The following is a 17,421-nucleotide window of genomic DNA, read 5'->3' as shown; positions in this document are numbered from 1 at the left end:
TTGACCACACCCGCTCCCGCGTCGTCCGGCAAGGGCGTCAATACCTTCCTGGTGCTGCTGGCTATCGCCTTGCTGGCGGCGCTGGTGGTGCCCTGGGTGCCGGCCGGCGTGTTCGAGCCCGGTGCCCCGGTGGCGCTGGAGCGGTTCTCGTGGGTCCCCGGCGCGCCCACCTCGGTCCTGTTCGGCACCGAGGATGGGCGCGGTTTTTTGAACTTCCTCTTCGAAGGCCTGGTGTCGGGCGGGCGCAACGGCGCCGCGGTCGGCGTCATCGCCCTCATCCTCATCGTCGGCGGCTCCTTCGCGGTGGTCAGCGCCACCGGCGCGGTCGACCGCGGCCTGATGAAGCTGGTCTCGCTCACGGGCGATCGTCCGGCCTGGTTGCTGGGCAGCCTGTTCGTGGCGTTTTCGCTCGGCGGCGCCGTTTTCGGCATGGGCGAGGAAACCATCGCCTTCATCGTGCTGCTGCTGCCGCTGGTGGATCGCCTGGGCCTGCCGCGCGAATGCGCGGTGATGGCCACCTACCTCGCCAGCCAGGTCGGCTTCGCCACGTCCTGGATGAATCCCTTCAGCGTGCTGGTGGCGCAGGGCATCGCCGGCTTGCCGCCGCTGTCGGGCGCGGGCTTCCGCATCGGCATGTGGGCGGTGTTCACCGCGACCGGCCTGGCGTTCACGATCTGGTACGCCCGCCGCTACCGGCGGCCGCGCGCGGACGCGCCGGTGGAGGTCTCGCGCGTCGCGCTGGGCTGGGCAGACCGCGTGATCCTGCTGGGGCTCGTGGCCACCGTGGCCTGGATCGTCTGGGGCGTCACCGAGCGCCAGTATTACCTGCCGGAGCTGTCGGCGCAGTTCTTCGCGCTCGGCCTGTTCGCGGCGGTCGTCGCCTGGCTCGACCGGCGCATGGATGCCAACACGCTGGCTGAAACCTTCACCGACGGCGTGAAGCAGCTGGTGCCGGTGGCGCTGGTGATCGCCGCGGCCAAGGGCATGCTGTGGCTGCTGGGCGGCGCCGATCCGCACCAGCCCTCCGTCCTCAACACGTTGCTCTACGGCATCGGCCACCTGCTGGAGGGCTGGCCGACCTGGGCCGCGGCGCAGGGCATGCTGGTGTTCCAGTCGGTCTTCAATTTCTTCGTCACGTCCGGGTCGGCGCAGGCCGCGATCACCATGCCGCTGATGGCGGGCCTGGGCGACCTGCTGCAGGTGCCGCGCCAGGTGGCGGTGCTCGCCTTCCAGCTGGGCGACGGCCTGACCAACCTGGTGGTGCCGACCTCGGCGGTGATGATGGGCGCCATCGGCGTTGCCGGGATTGGCTGGGGTGAGTGGCTGCGCATGATCTGGCGGCTTTTCGTTTTGTTCATGGCCATGGCGGCGGCCACCGTCGCCCTGGCCCTGGGAGTGGGATATGCCTGATCCGGTCTTGCTGGTGCGCAACGCGCGGATGTACGTGCCCGAGGACCGGGGCATGGCCGACCTGCTGCTGGCGGGCGGGCGCATCGTCGCGATCGCGCCGCGGATCGAGCCGGGCCGGGGGCTGGAAGTCGTCGAGCTTGATGCGGCCGGCCGGCTGGCCGTGCCCGGCTTCGTGGACTCGCTGGTGCACGTCAGCGGCGGCGGCGGCGAAGGCGGCTTCGGCACGCGCACGCCGGCGCTGCAGCCGGCGGATGCGATCGCGGCGGGCGTCACCACGCTGGTGGGTGCGCTGGGCACCGACGACGTGACGCGCAGCCACGCCGATCTGCTGGCCTCCTGCCGCGCGCTGGGCGCGCACGGACTGAGCGCCTATGCGTTGACCGGCAGCTACCGGGTGCCCGTTCGCACGCTGACCGGCAGCGTCCGCGACGACCTGGTGCTGGTGCCCGACTTCCTTGGCGTCGGCGAGATCGCCATCGCCGACCATCGCGGCTCGCAGCCCAATGTCGACGAGCTGGCGCGAATCGCCGCCGATGCGCGCGTGGGCGGCCTGCTCGCCGGCAAGCGCGGCACGGTGCTCGTGCACGTTGGCGACAGCGCGGAGGGCCTGGCCCTGCTGCACGACGTCACCACCCGGCATGCGGTGCCCGCTTCGCAGTGGCATCCGACCCATCTCAACCGGAACCGCGCCTTGCTCGACCAATCGGCGGCGTGGCTGGCCCGGGGCGGCAGCATCGACCTCACCACCAGCACCAGCGAGGACCTGCTGGCGGCGGGCGAAGTGCCGGCGGCGGAGGCGCTGGTGGAATTGCTGCGGGCAGGCCATCCGGTGGCGCGCATCAGCCTCAGTTCCGATGGCCAGGCCAGCCTGCCGCATTTCGACGCGGAAGGAAGGCTGCTCGGACTGGAGGTGGCGTCGATGGCCAGCCTGCATGCGTCGCTGGTGTCCGCGGTGCAGCAGTCCGGCATGGCGCTCGAGGCGGTGCTGCCCGCCTTGACCGCAACGCCGGCAGCGATCTGGGGCCTCGGACGCAAGGGCCGGCTGGCCGTGGGCATGGACGCCGACCTGCTGCTGCTGTCGCCGCGGACCCTTGCGATCGAGGCCGTGGTCGCCGGCGGACGGCTGCGCACGGGCGGGTGAGTCCCCGCCGTGGCTGGGTGCGGCGCGAACCGTTAGCATTCGCGCATGGATACGACCACGATCGCCAGCTGGAACGTCAACTCCCTCAACGTCCGCCTCCCGCACCTGGAGGAATGGCTGAAGCTGCGCGCGCCCGACATCGTCGCGCTGCAGGAGACCAAGCTCGAGGACGCCCGCTTCCCCGACGACGCGCTGGCGGCGCTGGGCTACCGCAGCGTGTTCGCCGGCCAGAAGACCTACAACGGCGTCGCCATCGTCTCGCGCGAGCCGGCGACCGACGTGCAGGTGGGCATCCCGGGGTTCGAGGACGAGCAGAAGCGCGTGATCGCCGCCACCGTCGGCGGTCTGCGCATCGTCAACCTGTACGTGGTGAACGGCCAGGACGTGGGCACCGACAAGTACGACTACAAGCTGCGCTGGCTCGACGCCGTGCACGGCTGGCTGGCCGAAGAGATGAAGGCGCACCCGCGGATGGTCGTGCTCGGCGACTTCAACATCGCCCCTGACGACCGCGACGTGCACGACCCGGCGGTGTGGAACGACGCCAGCATCCTCACTTCCACCGCCGAGCGCGCCGCGCTGCAGCGGCTGCTGGCGCTGGGCCTGCACGACAGCTACCGCCTGCACAACGAGGACGGTGGCGTGTTCAGCTGGTGGGACTACCGCGCCGCCGGCTTCCGCCGAAACCTGGGCCTGCGCATCGACTTGTGCCTGGTCAGCGACGCCCTGCGCGAACGTTGCGTGGGCGCCAGCATCGACAGGGAACCGCGCACCTGGGAGCGCCCGAGCGACCATGCGCCTGCGATCGTCCAGCTGTCGCGCTGACGCCACCCTGTAGGAGGCGGTTACTTGAGGCAGCGGGCGAGGAAGGATTCGGACAGGCGGTAGCGGTGCAGGGCGTCGGCGCCCTGCAGGCCGTGCTTGGCGCCGGGGTAGGTCATCAGCTCGAACGGCGTGCCGCGCTTCTGCAGCTCGGACATCAGCTTGGTCGAGTTGGTGAACAGCACGTTGTCGTCGGCCATGCCGTGCACCAGCAGCAGCTTCGAGCGCAGGCCGTCGAGGTGGGTGAACACCGAGGCGACGCGGTAACCCTCGGTGTTCGCGGCCGGGTGGTCCATGTAGCGCTCGGTGTAGTGGGTGTCGTACAGCGCCCAGTCGGTGACCGGCGCACCGGCCACGCCGCAGGCGTAGTGGTCGCTGGCCTGCGCCAGCAGCATCAGGGTCATGTAGCCGCCGTTGGACCAGCCGTGCACGCCGATGCGCGCGCCGTCCACCCAAGGCTGCCGGCGCAGGAAATCAACGCCCAGCTTCTGGTCCTCGACCTCCACCGTGCCCTGCCTGCCATACAGCGCACCGCCGAACTTAGCGCCCCGTCGCGGCGTGCCGCGGTTGTCGAGCGAGAACACCACGTAGCCGTTCTGGGCCAGGTACTGGTTGAACAGCGCGTCGGCGCGGCCAGGCCAGGCGCGGGTCACGGTCTGCGCGGCCGGGCCGCCGTACACGTACACCACCACCGGGTACTTCTTCGACGGGTCGAAGCCGGCCGGCTTGATGAGGCTGTAGTGCAAGGTTTCGCCGCTGGCGGCCTTCAGTTCGCCGAATTCGACCGGGCGGTGCGCCGCGCGGTAGGGCGCATAGGGATGCGCCGGGTCGGCGAGGTCGTTGGCCACCAGCGTCGCCAGCGGGGTGCCGTCGGCGCGCAGCAGCTCGGTCTGCGGCGGCGTTTCCGAGTTCGACCAGAGGTCCACGAAAACCGCGGCGTTGGCGCTGAATACCGCCTGGTGCATGCCGGCTTCGCGCGTCAGCCGGCGCGGCTCGCCGCCGGCCAGCGGCACGGCGTACACGTGGTTCTCCAGCGGTGAATCGCGGGTGCCCGCCACGTAGGCGTAGCCCGCGCCCTCGTCCACGCCCAGCAGCGCCTCGACCGTCCACTCGCCGGCCGTCAGCGCGCGCAGCGGCTTGCCGTCGGCATCGTGCAGGTAGAGGTGCTCGAAGCCGCTGCGCTCGGACAGCCACAGGAAGCGACCATCGGCCAGGAAGCGCAGGCCATCGTGCAGGGGGACCCAGGTCTTGCTGGTCTCGGTGAGCAGCACGCGCTGGCGGCCGCTGGCCAGCGTGGCCTCCACCAGGTCCAGGCGGCGCTGGTCGCGCGACTGGCGCTGGAAGGTGAGGCGATCGGCGCCGCGCCAGTTCACGCGGGCCAGGTAGATGTCGGTTTCCTTGCCGAGGTCGATGTCGGTGACCCGGCCGTCGCGCAGCGAGGCCACGTGCAAGCTGATGCGCACGTTCGGATCGCCCGCGGCCGGGTAGCGCTGCTCGACGATCTCGGTGCGGTCGGCGTACACCTCCGGCCGCTTCTGCACCGGCACCGGCGACTCGTCGATGCGCGCGAAGGCGATGGCGGAATCATCCGGCGCCCACCAATAGCCCGTGTGGCGGCCCATTTCCTCGTCGGCCACGAACTCGGCGACGCCGTTGCCGATCACCTCGCTGCCGTCGGTGGTGAGCGCGCGCTCGCGGCCGGTGGCCAGGTCGATCACCCACAGGTTGCGGTCGCGCACGAAGCTGACGTAGCCGCCGCGCGGCGAAACCTTCGGATCGGTGGCGAAGCCCGTGCCCGAGGTCAGCTTGCGCACCGGGTCGGCCACGCCCTCGCCGAGGTCATAGCGATAAAGCTCGCCGCCCAGCGGGAACAGCAGCGACTTCCCGTCCGGCGCCCACTGGTACTCGACGATGCCGCGGAACGCGGCGATGCGCTGGCGCTCGCGCCGCGCCTTCTCCTCGTCCGACAGCACCTCGTCGCCCGGCAGCACCACCGCCGAATCCACCAGCAGGCGGCGCTCGCCGTCGGCGATGGCGTACTCCCACAGGTCGAGCTGGAAGCGGTCCGCGGCCTTGCCCTGCAGGAAGGTGACGCGCGACCCGTCCGGCGAAATCGCCGGCTTCATCAGGCTCGGGCCCGACAGCGGCGCACCGCCGGTGATCGCCTCCAGGCTGAGCTTGTCTTGTGCGGTGGCGGTGGCGGTCAGGGACATCATCGTGGCCAGCAGCAGGCTCTTCATCACTTCGCGTCCTTGGCCGGGGCCATGCCCTGGTAGTTGATGCGCACCCAGCGCTCGGGCGGCAGGAAGCCCTTGCCCCACTGCTCGTCGAATTCGGCGGTGGGCCTGGCCGCGATCACTTCGTCCAGCGTCTTGCCTTCGCCGATCAGCGTCTCGAGGCGCGCGTGCACGACGCGCAGCATCTGCAGGTACTCGGCCAGCTGCCGGCGCGTGATCACCACCGGGCCGTGGCCGGGGATGAAGCGGGTGTCTTCGTTGGACATTTCCATGAGCTTCGCGGTGGCGTCGGCCATGCCCTTGAGGCTGCCGCCGTTGCTGTAGTCCACCACCGGGTAGAGGCCGTAGAAGACCAGGTCGCCGGTGTGGATCACGTTGGTTTCCGGCAGGTGCACGATGGCGTCGCCGTCGGTGTGGGCGCTGGGGATGTGGATCGTGCGCACGGTGTGGCCGCCAACGTGGAAGGTGACCTGGTCGTTGAAGGTGATCACCGGCAATGCGCCCTTGGGCGCGGCGGGGACGGTGCGGTCGAAGGCGGCCATCACCTGGTCCGAGGACAGGCGCGTGCGCACGTTGTCATGCGCCACCACCAGGGTGCCGGACTCGGCGAAGGCCTCGTTGCCGCCGGTGTGGTCGCCGTGCCAGTGGGTGTTGAGCACGAAGCTGACCGGCTTGTCGGTGATTGCGGCGATCGCGGCGCGGATCTTCGGCACCATCGGCGCGTACTGGTCGTCGATCAGGAAGGCGCGGTCGGCGCCCACCACCAGGCCAAGGTTGCCGCCGGCGCCCTTGAGCGCATACACGCCCTCGGCGACCTTCGTGCTTTCGACCTCGACCTTCGAGAAATCCTGGGCGGCCGCCGGCAGGGCCAGCAGCAGGGCCGCGAGCGCGGCGGGAAGCAGGGCGGTGCGGTGCATGGTGGGCTCCGGAGCGGTCAGGGGTTCAGGCGGGGCGCCCAAACAGGTTGCGACGCATCTCGTCGGTCATGTCGGCGGGACGCTTGTAGGTTTGTTCGAGCGCATAGGCGCGCACGAATGCGGGCCGCGCCGCCAGCGCGGCATGCCAGCGCCGAACCTCGGGGTAGTCGGCCAGGTCGACGTGGTGCCAGGCATGCGCGTTCGCCCACGGGTGGCAGGCCAGGTCCGCGATCGACAGTGCGTCGCCGGCGATGAACCCGCGCCCGGCGAGATGGCGGTCCAGCACGCCGTACAGCCGCGCGGTCTCGCGCTGGTAGCGCTCGATGGCGTAAGGCACCTTCTCGGGCGCGTAGCGGGTGAAGTGGTGGTTCTGCCCCAGCATCGGCCCGAAGCCGCCCAGCTGCCACGACAGCCACTCCAGCACGGCCTTGCGCTCGCGCACCGCGGGGGGCAGGAGCTGGCCGCATTTATCCGCCAGGTACTGCAGGATGGCACCGGACTCGAACACGCTGATCGGCTCGCCGCCGTCGGCCGGCGCGTGGTCCACGATCGCCGGCATGCGGTTGTTGGGGGAGATCGCCAGGAATTCCGGCTTGAACTGGTCGCCGGCCCCGATGTCCACCGGCACGATGCGGTAGGGCAGGCCGGCTTCCTCAAGGAAGAGGGTGATCTTGTGGCCGTTCGGCGTCGGCCAATAGTAAAGGTCGATCACGTCCGCACCTCAGGCCAGGTAGCCGCCATCCACCGGCAGCGAAACGCCGGTGAGGTAGGAGGATGCCGGTGAGGCAAGGAACAGCACCGCCGGCGCGATCTCGCCCGGCTGCGCCATCCGGCCCAGCGGGATCAGCTGCAGCATCATCGCCATGATCTTGGGGTTGCCGGTGAGCGTCGAAGCGAACTTGGTGTCGGTCAGGCCCGGCAGCACCGCGTTCACGCGCACGCCCAGCGGCGCCAGTTCCTTGGCGAAGCCTTCGGTCATGTTGACGATGCCGGCCTTGGTCATCGAGTACACCAGCTGCCCCGGCGCGGCGCGCTCGGCGTTCACCGAGGCGATGTTGACGATGCTGCCGCCGCGGCCCTTCATGCGGCGCGCGGCCTGCACGGTGGTCCAGAAGTAGCCGCGCAGGTTCACCTCCACGGTCTTCTCGTAGGCGTCCAGCGTCATGTCGATGGCCGGGCCGAAGTAGGGGTTGGCGGCGGCGTTGTTCACCAGCACGTCCACGGCGCGGCCGGCTGCGTCGAGCTGCCCGAACAGGCCTTCGATCGCGGCCGGGTCGCCGACGTGCACCGCATGCGCCTCGGCCGAGCCGCCCGCGGCGCGGATCTGGCTGGCCACCGCCTCGCAGCCCTCGAGCTTGCGGCTGGTGCAGATGACGTGGGCGCCGTGCGCCGCCAGCAGGTGGGCAATGGCCTCGCCGATGCCGCGGGACGCGCCGCTGACTAGGGCCGTCTTGCCGGAGAGGTCGAAAAGCGGATCGGACACGGTGGACTCCACGGGAACGTGTGATTGACGTACGGCTTGGTATGCTCCCGAATCTAGCACAGGCCCCGTCGAGGCCTGGCTCACACCGGGGGAACGATCCATGTCGCAGCGTCGGGTACTGATCACGGGAGCGGGCAGCGGGCTGGGGCAGGCGCTGGCGATGCGTTACGCCAGGGCCGGCGACCGCGTCGCCTGCGTCGACATCGACGCCGCGCGCGCCGAACTCACCCGCGCCGCGCTGCCCGGCAGTGGCCACCTGACCATGGCCGCCAACGTCGCCAGCGACGAGGCGATGGAGCAGGTGCACGAAACCGTCGCCCGCGAGTGGGGCGGCCTGGACGTGCTGGTGAACAATGCCGGCATGGCCACCGGCGGCGCCATGGTCGAGACCACGATGGCCGAGTGGCGCACCGTGCTCGACGTCAACGTGCTCAGCGTGGTGCGCGGCTGCCGCCTGTTCCTGCCGGGCATGATCGCCGCCGGCCGCGGCCACGTGGTCAACACCGCCAGCTTCGCCGGCCTCGCGGGCGCGCCCAGCATCATGAGCTACGGCGTGTCGAAGGCTGCGGTGGTCGCGCTGTCCGAACAGCTGCGCGCCGAGGTGCACGACAAGGGCGTCGCCGTCAGCGTCCTGTGCCCGGCCTTCTTCCGCACCAACCTGCTCGAGAGCTGGCAGGGCAACCCCAAGCTCAAGGACTTCGCGGCGCGGATGATGGACACCTCGCCCGACACGCTCGACTCGGTCGCCGACCACGTGTTCGCGGCGCTCGGGCGCGGCGAGTTCCTGGTGCTGCCCACCAAGCGCGAGCCGATGCGCTGGCGGCTGAAGCGCTGGCTGCCGGAAACCTACTTCCGCCAGCTGCTCAAGATGGTCAAGTCGCGCGCGGCGGGGCACTGACATGGACTGGATGATCTACGGCGCCAACGGCTACACCGGCCGCATGATGGTCGAGGAGGCGGTCAAGCGCGGCCTGCGCCCGGTGCTCGCGGGCCGCAGCGCGGCGTCGCTGGAGCCGCTGGCGAAGAAGCACGGCCTGCCGGTGCGCGCCTTCGCGCTCGACAACGAACAGGCGCTGCGCTGCGGGCTCAACGGCATCGGCCTGGTGATGCACTGCGCCGGCCCGTTTTCGGCCACCTGCGCGCCGATGCTCGAGGCGTGCCTGGACGCGGGTGCGCACTACCTCGACATCACCGGCGAGATCGACGTGTTCGCGCACTGCCACGCGCAGGATGCCCGCGCCCGCGACAGGGGCATCGTGGTGTTGCCGGGCTCGGGCTTCGACGTGGTGCCCACCGACTGCCTGGCGGCCCAGCTCAAGCGCGAACTGCCGACGGCCGACTCGCTGGTGCTGGCCTTCGAGGCCGGCGGCGGCCCCAGCCCCGGCACCGCCAAGACCAGCGTGGAGGGCCTGGGCAAGGGCGGCCGCGCGCGCATCAACGGCGAGATGACGCGGGTGCCGCTGGCCTGGAAGACCCGCACCTTCGAGCGCGACGGCGAGCAGCGCTTCGCCATGACCATTCCCTGGGGCGACGTCTACACCGCCTACGTGTCCACCGGCATCGGCAACGTCGAGGTCTACATGGGCGTTCCGCCCGACACGGCCAAGAAGCTGCGCCGCCTGCGCCTGCTGGGCCCGCTGCTGGGCCTGGGCCCGGTGCAGTCGCTGCTCAAGAAGCAGGTGGAGAAGCGCGTTCGCGGCCCGTCCGATGCCACCCGCGGCAAGACCGGCTGCGTGGTCTGGGGCGAGGCCCGCGATGCCGCCGGCAACGAGGTCAAGCGCCGGATGCGCACGCCCAACGGCTACGAGATCACCGTCACCGCGGCCCTGGGCATCGTCGCCCGGCTGCTGGCCGGCCCGGCGCCGAAGGGGGGCTATTACACGCCCTCGGCCCTGATGGGTGCCGACTACGTACTGTCCCTGCCCGGGGTGGCGCTGGACTGAACGGCGGCGGGCGGCGGCGCTTGGCAGCGCCCCGCGTTGCCTCTACCCTTCGCGTGCCCGGTCCCCGGGCCAACCCTGGAGTAGAACCATGCGCATGCCCGCCATCGTCATCGGCGTCATCCTGCTCGTCATCGGCGGCCTCATCGCCGGCGGCGTGTTCAAGTTCCAGAGCACCGAGAAGGTCGCCGACATCGGCCCGATCGAGATCAGCAAGACCGACACCAAGACCCCGCCCATCAACCTCGGCTGGATCCTGCTTGGCGCGGGCGCCATCGCGGTCGTGGTCGGCGTGGCCAGCAAGAAGTAAACGGACGAACCCATGAACCAGCCTGGATCCAGCGCGGCGCCGAAGCTCGGCCCGCTTTCCACCCTGATCTTCGCGTCGCGCTGGCTGCAGCTGCCGCTGTACCTGGGCCTGATCCTGGCCCAGTGCGTCTACGTGTTCCTGTTCATGAAGGAGCTGTGGCACCTGATTGCAGGCGCCAACAGCCTCACCGAGCAGCTGATCATGCTGCTGGTGCTGGGCCTGATCGACGTGGTGATGATCTCCAACCTGTTGGTGATGGTGATCGTCGGCGGCTACGAGACCTTCGTCTCGCGCCTGAACCTGCAGGGCCACCCGGACCAGCCCGAGTGGCTGAGCCACGTGAACGCTTCCGTGCTCAAGGTGAAGCTGGCGATGGCCATCATCGGCATCTCCTCGATCCACCTGCTCAAGACCTTCATCGCCATCGGCGACCTGGGTGCCCCGGGTTCCAAGTTCACCGAGGCGGGCGTGATGTGGCAGACCATCATCCACACCATCTTCATCCTGTCGGCGATCGGCATCGCCTGGACCGACAAGCTCATGGCGCAGTCGGTGTCCGTCAGCAAGAAGCACTGAACCTCCGGCGGCGCCGGTAGAATGGCGCCATGGATGTCTCCCACCTGCTCGATGAACTGAACCCGGCCCAGCGCGAGGTCGTCTCCGCGCCGCCGGGCCATGCCCTGGTGCTGGCCGGTGCCGGTTCGGGAAAGACCCGTGTGCTCACCCACCGCATCGGCTGGTTGAACGAGGTCGTGGGCGTGCCGGCGCACGGCATCCTCGCCGTCACCTTCACCAACAAGGCCGCCGCCGAGATGCGCGGCCGGGTCGAGGCGCTGCTGCGCAACGGGGCCCGCGGCATGTGGATCGGCACCTTCCACGGCCTGGCGCACCGGTTGCTGCGCCTGCACTGGCAGGAGGCCGGCCTGCCCGAATCCTTCCAGGTGCTCGACCAGGACGACCAGGTGCGCCTGCTCAAGCGCATCAGCGCCGACCTCGAGCTCGACGAGGGCCGCTTCCCGCCGCGGCAGATGGCCTGGTGGATCAACGCGCAGAAGGACGAGGGCCGGCGCCCGAAACACATCCAGCCGGCCGGCGGCGACTTCTACGGCCAGACCATGCTCAAGGTCTACGAAGCCTACGAGGCCCGCTGCCAGCGCGCGGGCCTGGTGGACTTCGCCGAGTTGCTGCTGCGCGCGCACGAGCTCTGGCTCGAGCACCCCGTGCTGCTGCACCACTACCAGCAGCGCTTCCGCCACCTGCTGGTGGACGAGTTCCAGGATACGAACTCGATCCAGTACGCCTTCGTGCGCGTGCTGGCCGGCGACACCGGCGAAGTGTTCGTGGTCGGCGACGACGACCAGGCCATCTACGGCTGGCGCGGCGCCAAGGTCGAGAACGTGCAGCGCTTCCTGCGCGACTACCCGGGCGCACGCACGCTCAAGCTCGAGCAGAACTACCGTTCCACCGGCAACATCCTGGCCGCCGCCAACGCCGTGATCACCCACAACCCCGACCGCCTCGGCAAGCAGCTCTGGACGGCCGACGGCGAGGGCGAGCCGATCGACCTGTTCGCCGCCTACAACGAGGTGGACGAGGCGCGCTTCGTCATCGAGCGCATCCAGGCCTGGATCCGCGACGGCGGCAGCGCCGGCGACAACGCCGTGCTGTACCGCTCCAACGCCCAGTCGCGCGCGATCGAAGAACAGCTGGTGCAGGCCGGCCTGCCTTACCGCGTGTACGGCGGCCAGCGCTTCTTCGAGCGCATGGAAATCAAGGACGCGCTGGCCTATCTGCGCCTGATGGCCAACCGCAGCGACGATGCGGCGTTCGAGCGCGCGGTGAACACGCCGCCGCGCGGCATTGGCGGCAAGACGCTGGACGAAGTGCGGCGCCACGCGCGCGAGCAGGCCGTCCCACTCTGGCAGGCCGCCGTGGCGCTGTCGGAGGGCGGCGCGCTGCCGGGCCGCGCCCGCAACGCGCTGCGCGCCTTCGCCGACCTGGTGGAGGCGCTGCAGGCCGACACCGCCGACCAGCCGCTGCACGAGGTGTTCGACCACGTCATCGCTACCTCCGGCCTGCGCGCGCACTACGCGCAGGAGTCGAAGGGCCAGCTCGACTCGCGCACCGAGAACCTGGACGAACTGGTCTCGGTCGCCAGCCGCTTCGAACGCCGCGATGACGACGCCAGCGCCGAGATGAGCGAGCTGGTCGCCTTCCTCAGCTACGCCTCGCTCGAGGCCGGCGAAGGCCAGGCCGAGGCCGGCGAGGACGGCGTGCAGCTGATGACGCTGCACAGCGCCAAGGGCCTGGAGTTCCCGCAGGTGTTCCTGGTCGGCATGGAGGAGGGCCTGTTCCCGAGCGGCAAGTCCATCGAGGAAAGCGGGCGGCTGGAGGAAGAGCGCCGCCTGGCCTACGTCGGCCTCACGCGCGCGCGCCAGAAGCTGGTGCTCACCTACGCCGAATCGCGGCGCCTGCACGGCATGGAGATGTACGGCACGCCCTCGCGCTTCCTGCGCGAGATCCCGCCGGCGCTGGTGCGCGAGGTGCGGCCCAAGGTCAGCGTCAGCCGCCCGTCCTACGGCCCGCCGCGCGCGGCGGCGCTGGACGTGGCGTCCGGTCCCTCGCTGCGCCTGGGCCAGCGCGTCACCCACCCCAGCTTCGGCGAGGGCACGGTGATGGACGCCGAGGGCAGCGGTCCGCACGCCCGCGTGCAGGTCAACTTCGAGCGCGGCGGCGCCAAGTGGCTGGTCCTCGGCTACGCCAACCTCACCCCAGCCTGAGCCGGGGGGGCTGGGGCATACTTGGCGCCTTGTCGGGAAAGGACTGGAACCATGAAGCGACGTGAACTCCTGCGCGGTGCCGGCGTGGCCGCGGTGGCGACCGGGCTGGCGGCCTGCGGTGCCAAGCCGGCGGGCGAAGCCGGTGCGGCGCCCACCGAAAAGTTCGTCTGGAAGATGGTCACCTCCTGGCCGACGAATTTCCCGGGCCTGGGCACCGGCGCCGCGCGCCTGGCCGAGATGATCACCGCCACCAGCGGCGGCCGCCTCACGGTGAAAGTCTACGGCGCCGGCGAACTGGTGCCGGCCTTCGAAGTGTTCGATGCGGTCAGCCGCGGCACGGCCGAGATGGGCCACTCGGCCAGCTACTACTGGAAGGGCAAGGCCGCCGCGGCGCCGTTCTTCTGCGCGGTGCCCTTCGGCCTCAATGCCCAGGAAATGAACGGCTGGCTTTACGAGGGCGGCGGGCTCGAACTCTGGCGCGAGCTTTACGCGCCCTTCGGCCTGGTGCCGTTCCCGGCGGGCAACACCGGCGTGCAGATGGCGGGCTGGTTCCGCAAGCCGCTGGCCGCGCTGGCCGACCTCCAGGGCCTGAAAATGCGCATCCCCGGCCTGGGCGGCGAGGTGATGGCGCGCGTGGGCGCGACGCCGGTCAACCTGCCGGGCGCCGAGATCTTCAGCTCGCTGCAGTCCGGCGCCATCGACGCCGCCGAGTGGGTGGGGCCGTACAACGACCTGGCCTTTGGCCTGCACCGCGCCGCGAAGTACTGCTACTACCCGGGTTGGCAGGAGCCGGGCCCGACGCTGGAGTGCATGGTCAACCAGGCCGCCTACGAGACGCTGCCGCCGGACCTGCGCGAGATCGTCGCGCTGTGCTGCCGCGCTGTGAACGACGCGATGCTGGCCGAGTACACCGCGCGCAACCAGCAGGCGCTGGACGTGCTGGTGCGCGAACATGGCGTCGAATTGCGCCAGCTGCCCGACGACGTGCTGCTGGCGCTGCGCCGCGCCTCGGACAAGGTGCTGGAGGAAACCGCCGCGGCCGATCCGCTGGCGCGCCGCGCGCTCGACTCCATGCAGGCCTTCCGCGCCCAGGCCAAGGCCTGGCATGCGGTGTCGGAAGAGGCCTACTACGCCACCCGCGGCTGACCTTGCGGGATACCGCGGCGCTGGGCGCCACCTGCCGCCGCTGCCCGGCCAGGCAACGCCCTGATCAGCGGTAGAGCCAGTCCGGCAGCGCCGTCGCCAGGGCGGGGAACGCGGCCACCAGCGCCAGCATCAGCAGCTGCAGCCCGATGAAGGGGAGCACGCCGCGGTAGATGTCGCCGGTGGCCAGCCCCGGGGGCGCCACGCCGCGCAGGTAGAACAACGCGAAGCCGAAGGGCGGCGTCAGGAACGAGGTCTGCAGGTTGATGGCCATCATCACGCCCAGCCACACCGGGTCCACGCCCAGCGCCAGCAGCACCGGCCCGACGATGGGCACCACCACGAACACGATCTCGATGAAGTCGAGCACGAAGCCGAGCACGAACATCAGCAGCATCACCGCCACCACCGCGCCCCACTTGCCGCCCGGCAGCGCGGTGAGCGCCTCGTGCACCAGGTCGTCGCCGCCATAGCCGCGGAAGACCAGCGAGAACAGCGCCGCACCCAGCAGGATTGCGAACACCATCGCGGTGACCTTCACCGTCTGCTCCGACACCTCGCGCAGGCGCGCCCAGCCGAGCTGCCCGTATATCGCCGCGAACACCGTTGCGCCGACCGCGCCCACCGCGGCCGCTTCGGTGGCCGTGGCGAAGCCGCCCAGGATCGAACCCAGCACCAGCAGGATCAGCGACAGCGCCGGCAGGATCGCCTTCGCCAGCGCCAGCTTGCCGCGCGGCGCGAGCGAGGTGATGGCGGGCGCGCGCGCCGGCTGCCGCCAGGCCACCCACAGTGCGTACGCGAGGTAGAGCCCGACCAGCCCCAAGCCCGGCACCAGCGCGCCGGCGAACAGGTCGCCGACCGAAATCGACTCCGGCGCGAAGATGCCCTGCTTGAGCTGCGCCTGCTGGTAGGCATTGCCCAGCTGGTCGCCCAGCAGTACCAGCACGATCGAGGGCGGGACGATCTGGCCCAGCGTGCCCGAGGCGCAGATCGCGCCGCTGGCCAGGCGCGGGCAATAGCCGTGGCGCAGCATGGTCGGCAGGGAGATCAGGCCCATCGCCACCACCGTCGCACCGACGATGCCGGTGGACGCCGCCAGCAGCGCGCCGACCAGCAGCACCGCCACCACCAGGCCGCCGCGCTTCTGCCCGAACAGCGAGGCCACGGCCTCGAGCAGCGACTCCGCGATGCGGGATTTCTCCAGCATCACGCCCATGAACACGAACAGCGGCACCGCCACCAGCGTCTCGTTGGTCATCACGCCGAACACGCGGTTCGGGAAGGCCTCGAGGAAGCTGGGGTCGAAGCTGCCCGCCAGCAGGCCCGCGCCCGCCGCCAGCAGCGCCACGCCGCCAAGCACGAAGGCCACCGGGAAGCCGCTGGCCAGGCCCGCGAACAGGCCCAGCAGCAGCAACACGAGCATCAGGATCTGCTGGTCGTGCAGGCTCATCCGGCCTCGCGCGCGAAAGCCGCCGGCAGCGAACGCAGCGCCAGCGCCACGCCCTGCAGGAACAGCAGCGCCGCCGACAGCGGCAGCAGCGACTTGAGCAGGTACCAGCCGGGCAGGCCGCCCGGGTCACGCGAGCCTTCGCGCGCCGACCAGCTGGCGGCCACGTAATCCCAACTGATCGCCAGCATGAACACGCAGAACGGCAGCAGCAGCGCCAGCGTCGCCGCCAGCGTCACCCGGGCGCGCGCCTTCGCCGACCAGCGCTGCGAGAACACATCCACCCGCACGTGTCCGTCGTGCCGCAGCGTGTACCCGAGGCCGAGCAGGAACAGGGACGCGTGCAGCCACAGTACCGCCTCCTGCGCCGCCACCGAGCCCGCGTTGAAGGCGTAGCGGGCCAGCACCAGCCCGAACACCAGCGCCACCAGCGCGACCGCGAGCACGCCGGCCAGCCGGCCCGCGGCTTCATTGACGGCATCCACGGCGCGCAGCAGCATCGCCACCCGGTTCAATCCCATTCGTAGATGACCCAGTGCACGGGCTGGATGCGCGGATCGCGCTCGTCGCGGTTGAAGCGGCCGTTGCCGTCGGTATCCATCAGGTAGTACGGCGGGCCGCGCTCCGGCGTGACCTTGACCATGTACAGCACGCCGTTCTGGCGGTACTCCTCGACCCGGTCGCCGTTGCGCTCGACCCGGATCGCGACCTCGGGCAGCTCGTCGTCGGCGCGTGCGGGTGCCTGCACCTTCTCGGGGATGGGGGCCTCGTCGCGGGCCGGTTCGGCCTGGGCCGACAGGGCCAGCAGCAGGGGAAGCAGGATGGCCATGGGGGTGTCCTCGCGCGGGCCTTCGAGGATGGCAAATGCGGCGCGGGCGCTCAAGGCCCGCGGGGCTTAAAATCGGGGCCTCGTCCAGAAAGGCCCCGCCATGTCCCGCCTCGTCCTGATCGATGGCTCGTCCTACCTGTTCCGGGCCTTCCATGCGCTGCCGCCGCTCACCGCGCCCGACGGCACGCCCACCGGGGCGCTGTACGGCATCGTCAACATGCTGCGCGCCACGCTGAAGGAGAACCCCGACTACACCGCCTTCGTGCTCGATGCCTCCGGCCCGACCTTCCGCGACGAGATGTATCCGCAGTACAAGGCCAACCGCCCGCCGATGCCCGAGGACCTGCGCGCCCAGGTCGAGCCGATGAAGCAGATCGTGCAGGCGCTCGGCTTCCCGCTGCTGTGCGTGCCGGGCGTCGAGGCCGACGACGTGATCGGCACGCTGGCCCTGCAGGCCCACGCCGCCGGCATCCCGGTCACCATTTCCACCAGCGACAAGGATTTCGCCCAGCTGGTGCGGCCGGGCATCACGCTCACCAACACCATGACCGGCAGCGTGCTCGACGACGCCGGCGTGATGGAGAAGTTCGGCGTGCGGCCCGACCAGGTCATCGACCTGCTGGCGCTGATGGGCGACACCGTGGACAACGTGCCCGGCGTGGACAAGTGCGGCCCCAAGACCGCGGCCAAGTGGCTGGGCGAGTACGGCACGCTCGAGGCGGTGATCGCCAGCGCCGACAAGATCGGCGGCAAGATCGGCGAGAACCTGCGCGCGGCGCTCGACCGGCTGCCGCTGAGCCAGCAGCTGGTGACCATCAAGACCGACGTCCCGCTCGGGCAGGCGCCGTCCGACCTCACCCTGCGGCCGCGTGACGTCGAGGCGCTGCGCGAGCTCTACACGCGCTGCGGCTTCGGCAGCGCACTGCGCGAACTGGACGGCGGCGCCGGCGCGCCGGCGCGTG

At 70.6% G+C, this 17,421-nt stretch carries 17 protein-coding genes; 10 read left to right on the top strand and 7 right to left on the bottom strand.

Annotation, left to right across the window (positions count from 1 at the left end; all coding sequences use genetic code 11):
* Genes Q0C12_RS06060 through xth form a run of 3 tightly spaced genes read left to right on the top strand, consistent with a single transcriptional unit; the run spans position 1 to position 3,376 of the window.
* Positions 1-1,410 (top strand): hypothetical protein, encoded by a 1,410-nt coding sequence (locus tag Q0C12_RS06060; protein ID WP_290887625.1) that lies wholly within the window; start codon positions 1-3, stop codon positions 1,408-1,410.
* Complete coding sequence (gene iadA / locus Q0C12_RS06055) at positions 1,403-2,551, top strand: beta-aspartyl-peptidase (RefSeq protein ID WP_290887622.1); 1,149 nt, start codon at positions 1,403-1,405, stop codon at positions 2,549-2,551. The genes Q0C12_RS06060 and iadA overlap by 8 nt, the downstream gene beginning before the upstream one ends.
* A gap of 45 nt (positions 2,552-2,596) precedes the next feature.
* The gene (gene xth, locus Q0C12_RS06050; protein WP_290887620.1) at positions 2,597-3,376 is read left to right on the top strand and encodes an exodeoxyribonuclease III; all 780 of its coding nucleotides are present in this window, start codon (positions 2,597-2,599) and stop codon (positions 3,374-3,376) included.
* A gap of 20 nt (positions 3,377-3,396) precedes the next feature.
* On the opposite strand, the gene Q0C12_RS06045 is transcribed toward xth, so the two are convergent.
* The 4 genes from Q0C12_RS06045 to Q0C12_RS06030 are packed head-to-tail and all read right to left on the bottom strand — an operon-like array spanning position 3,397 to position 8,010.
* Positions 3,397-5,613 carry a S9 family peptidase gene (locus Q0C12_RS06045; protein ID WP_290887617.1) on the bottom strand — a complete coding sequence of 739 codons (2,217 nt, stop codon included), beginning with the start codon at positions 5,611-5,613 and terminating at the stop codon, positions 3,397-3,399.
* Positions 5,613-6,527: an MBL fold metallo-hydrolase gene (locus Q0C12_RS06040; RefSeq protein ID WP_290887615.1), complete on the bottom strand. Its 915-nt coding sequence runs from the start codon at positions 6,525-6,527 to the stop codon at positions 5,613-5,615. The genes Q0C12_RS06045 and Q0C12_RS06040 overlap by 1 nt, the downstream gene beginning before the upstream one ends.
* Positions 6,528-6,552: 25 nt before the next feature.
* Entirely contained in the window at positions 6,553-7,239 is a 687-nt protein-coding gene (locus Q0C12_RS06035) for a glutathione S-transferase N-terminal domain-containing protein (RefSeq protein ID WP_290887612.1), read from the bottom strand.
* A 9-nt stretch (positions 7,240-7,248) separates the two neighbouring features.
* Positions 7,249-8,010: a glucose 1-dehydrogenase gene (locus Q0C12_RS06030; protein ID WP_290887609.1), complete on the bottom strand. Its 762-nt coding sequence runs from the start codon at positions 8,008-8,010 to the stop codon at positions 7,249-7,251.
* A gap of 100 nt (positions 8,011-8,110) precedes the next feature.
* Here Q0C12_RS06030 and Q0C12_RS06025 point away from each other — a divergent pair, with 100 nt between their 5' ends.
* The 6 genes from Q0C12_RS06025 to Q0C12_RS06000 all read left to right on the top strand — a co-directional run bounded on the left by Q0C12_RS06025 (position 8,111) and on the right by Q0C12_RS06000 (position 14,186).
* Positions 8,111-8,908: an SDR family NAD(P)-dependent oxidoreductase gene (locus Q0C12_RS06025; protein WP_290887606.1), complete on the top strand. Its 798-nt coding sequence runs from the start codon at positions 8,111-8,113 to the stop codon at positions 8,906-8,908.
* A gap of 1 nt (position 8,909) precedes the next feature.
* Positions 8,910-9,953: a saccharopine dehydrogenase NADP-binding domain-containing protein gene (locus tag Q0C12_RS06020; protein WP_290887603.1), complete on the top strand. Its 1,044-nt coding sequence runs from the start codon at positions 8,910-8,912 to the stop codon at positions 9,951-9,953.
* Between the two features lie 88 nt (positions 9,954-10,041).
* Positions 10,042-10,260: a hypothetical protein gene (locus tag Q0C12_RS06015; protein WP_290887601.1), complete on the top strand. Its 219-nt coding sequence runs from the start codon at positions 10,042-10,044 to the stop codon at positions 10,258-10,260.
* A gap of 12 nt (positions 10,261-10,272) precedes the next feature.
* A complete protein-coding gene (locus tag Q0C12_RS06010) occupies positions 10,273-10,836 on the top strand; it encodes a TIGR00645 family protein (protein ID WP_290887599.1) in 564 nt (187 codons plus the stop codon).
* A 29-nt stretch (positions 10,837-10,865) separates the two neighbouring features.
* Positions 10,866-13,040 carry a DNA helicase II gene (gene uvrD / locus Q0C12_RS06005; RefSeq protein WP_290887596.1) on the top strand — a complete coding sequence of 725 codons (2,175 nt, stop codon included), beginning with the start codon at positions 10,866-10,868 and terminating at the stop codon, positions 13,038-13,040.
* 51 nt (positions 13,041-13,091) lie between these two features.
* Positions 13,092-14,186, top strand: coding sequence for a TRAP transporter substrate-binding protein (locus Q0C12_RS06000; RefSeq protein WP_290887593.1), 1,095 nt, complete (start codon positions 13,092-13,094; stop codon positions 14,184-14,186).
* Between the two features lie 64 nt (positions 14,187-14,250).
* On the opposite strand, the gene Q0C12_RS05995 is transcribed toward Q0C12_RS06000, so the two are convergent.
* From Q0C12_RS05995 to Q0C12_RS05985, 3 genes are read right to left on the bottom strand one after another with little or no spacing between them, the layout of a single operon-like run.
* Positions 14,251-15,633, bottom strand: a complete 1,383-nt coding sequence (locus Q0C12_RS05995; RefSeq protein WP_290887590.1) for a TRAP transporter large permease subunit — start codon at positions 15,631-15,633, stop codon at positions 14,251-14,253.
* Complete coding sequence (locus Q0C12_RS05990; RefSeq protein WP_290887587.1) at positions 15,630-16,151, bottom strand: TRAP transporter small permease subunit; 522 nt, start codon at positions 16,149-16,151, stop codon at positions 15,630-15,632. Before Q0C12_RS05990 ends, Q0C12_RS05995 begins: the two co-directional genes overlap by 4 nt.
* Complete coding sequence (locus tag Q0C12_RS05985; protein ID WP_290887584.1) at positions 16,142-16,459, bottom strand: DUF2782 domain-containing protein; 318 nt, start codon at positions 16,457-16,459, stop codon at positions 16,142-16,144. Before Q0C12_RS05985 ends, Q0C12_RS05990 begins: the two co-directional genes overlap by 10 nt.
* A gap of 100 nt (positions 16,460-16,559) precedes the next feature.
* On the opposite strand from Q0C12_RS05985, the gene Q0C12_RS05980 reads away from it, so the two are divergent.
* Positions 16,560-17,421 (top strand): 5'-3' exonuclease H3TH domain-containing protein (locus Q0C12_RS05980; protein WP_290887581.1); only part of this gene is annotated, 862 nt, incomplete at its 3' end.

This window comes from Arenimonas sp. (assembly GCF_022842045.1).
In the GTDB taxonomy this organism is placed as follows: Bacteria; Pseudomonadota; Gammaproteobacteria; order Xanthomonadales; family Xanthomonadaceae; genus Arenimonas.
Note: the sequence above shows the minus strand (reverse complement) of the source record. Positions and strands in the feature narration are given on the sequence as shown.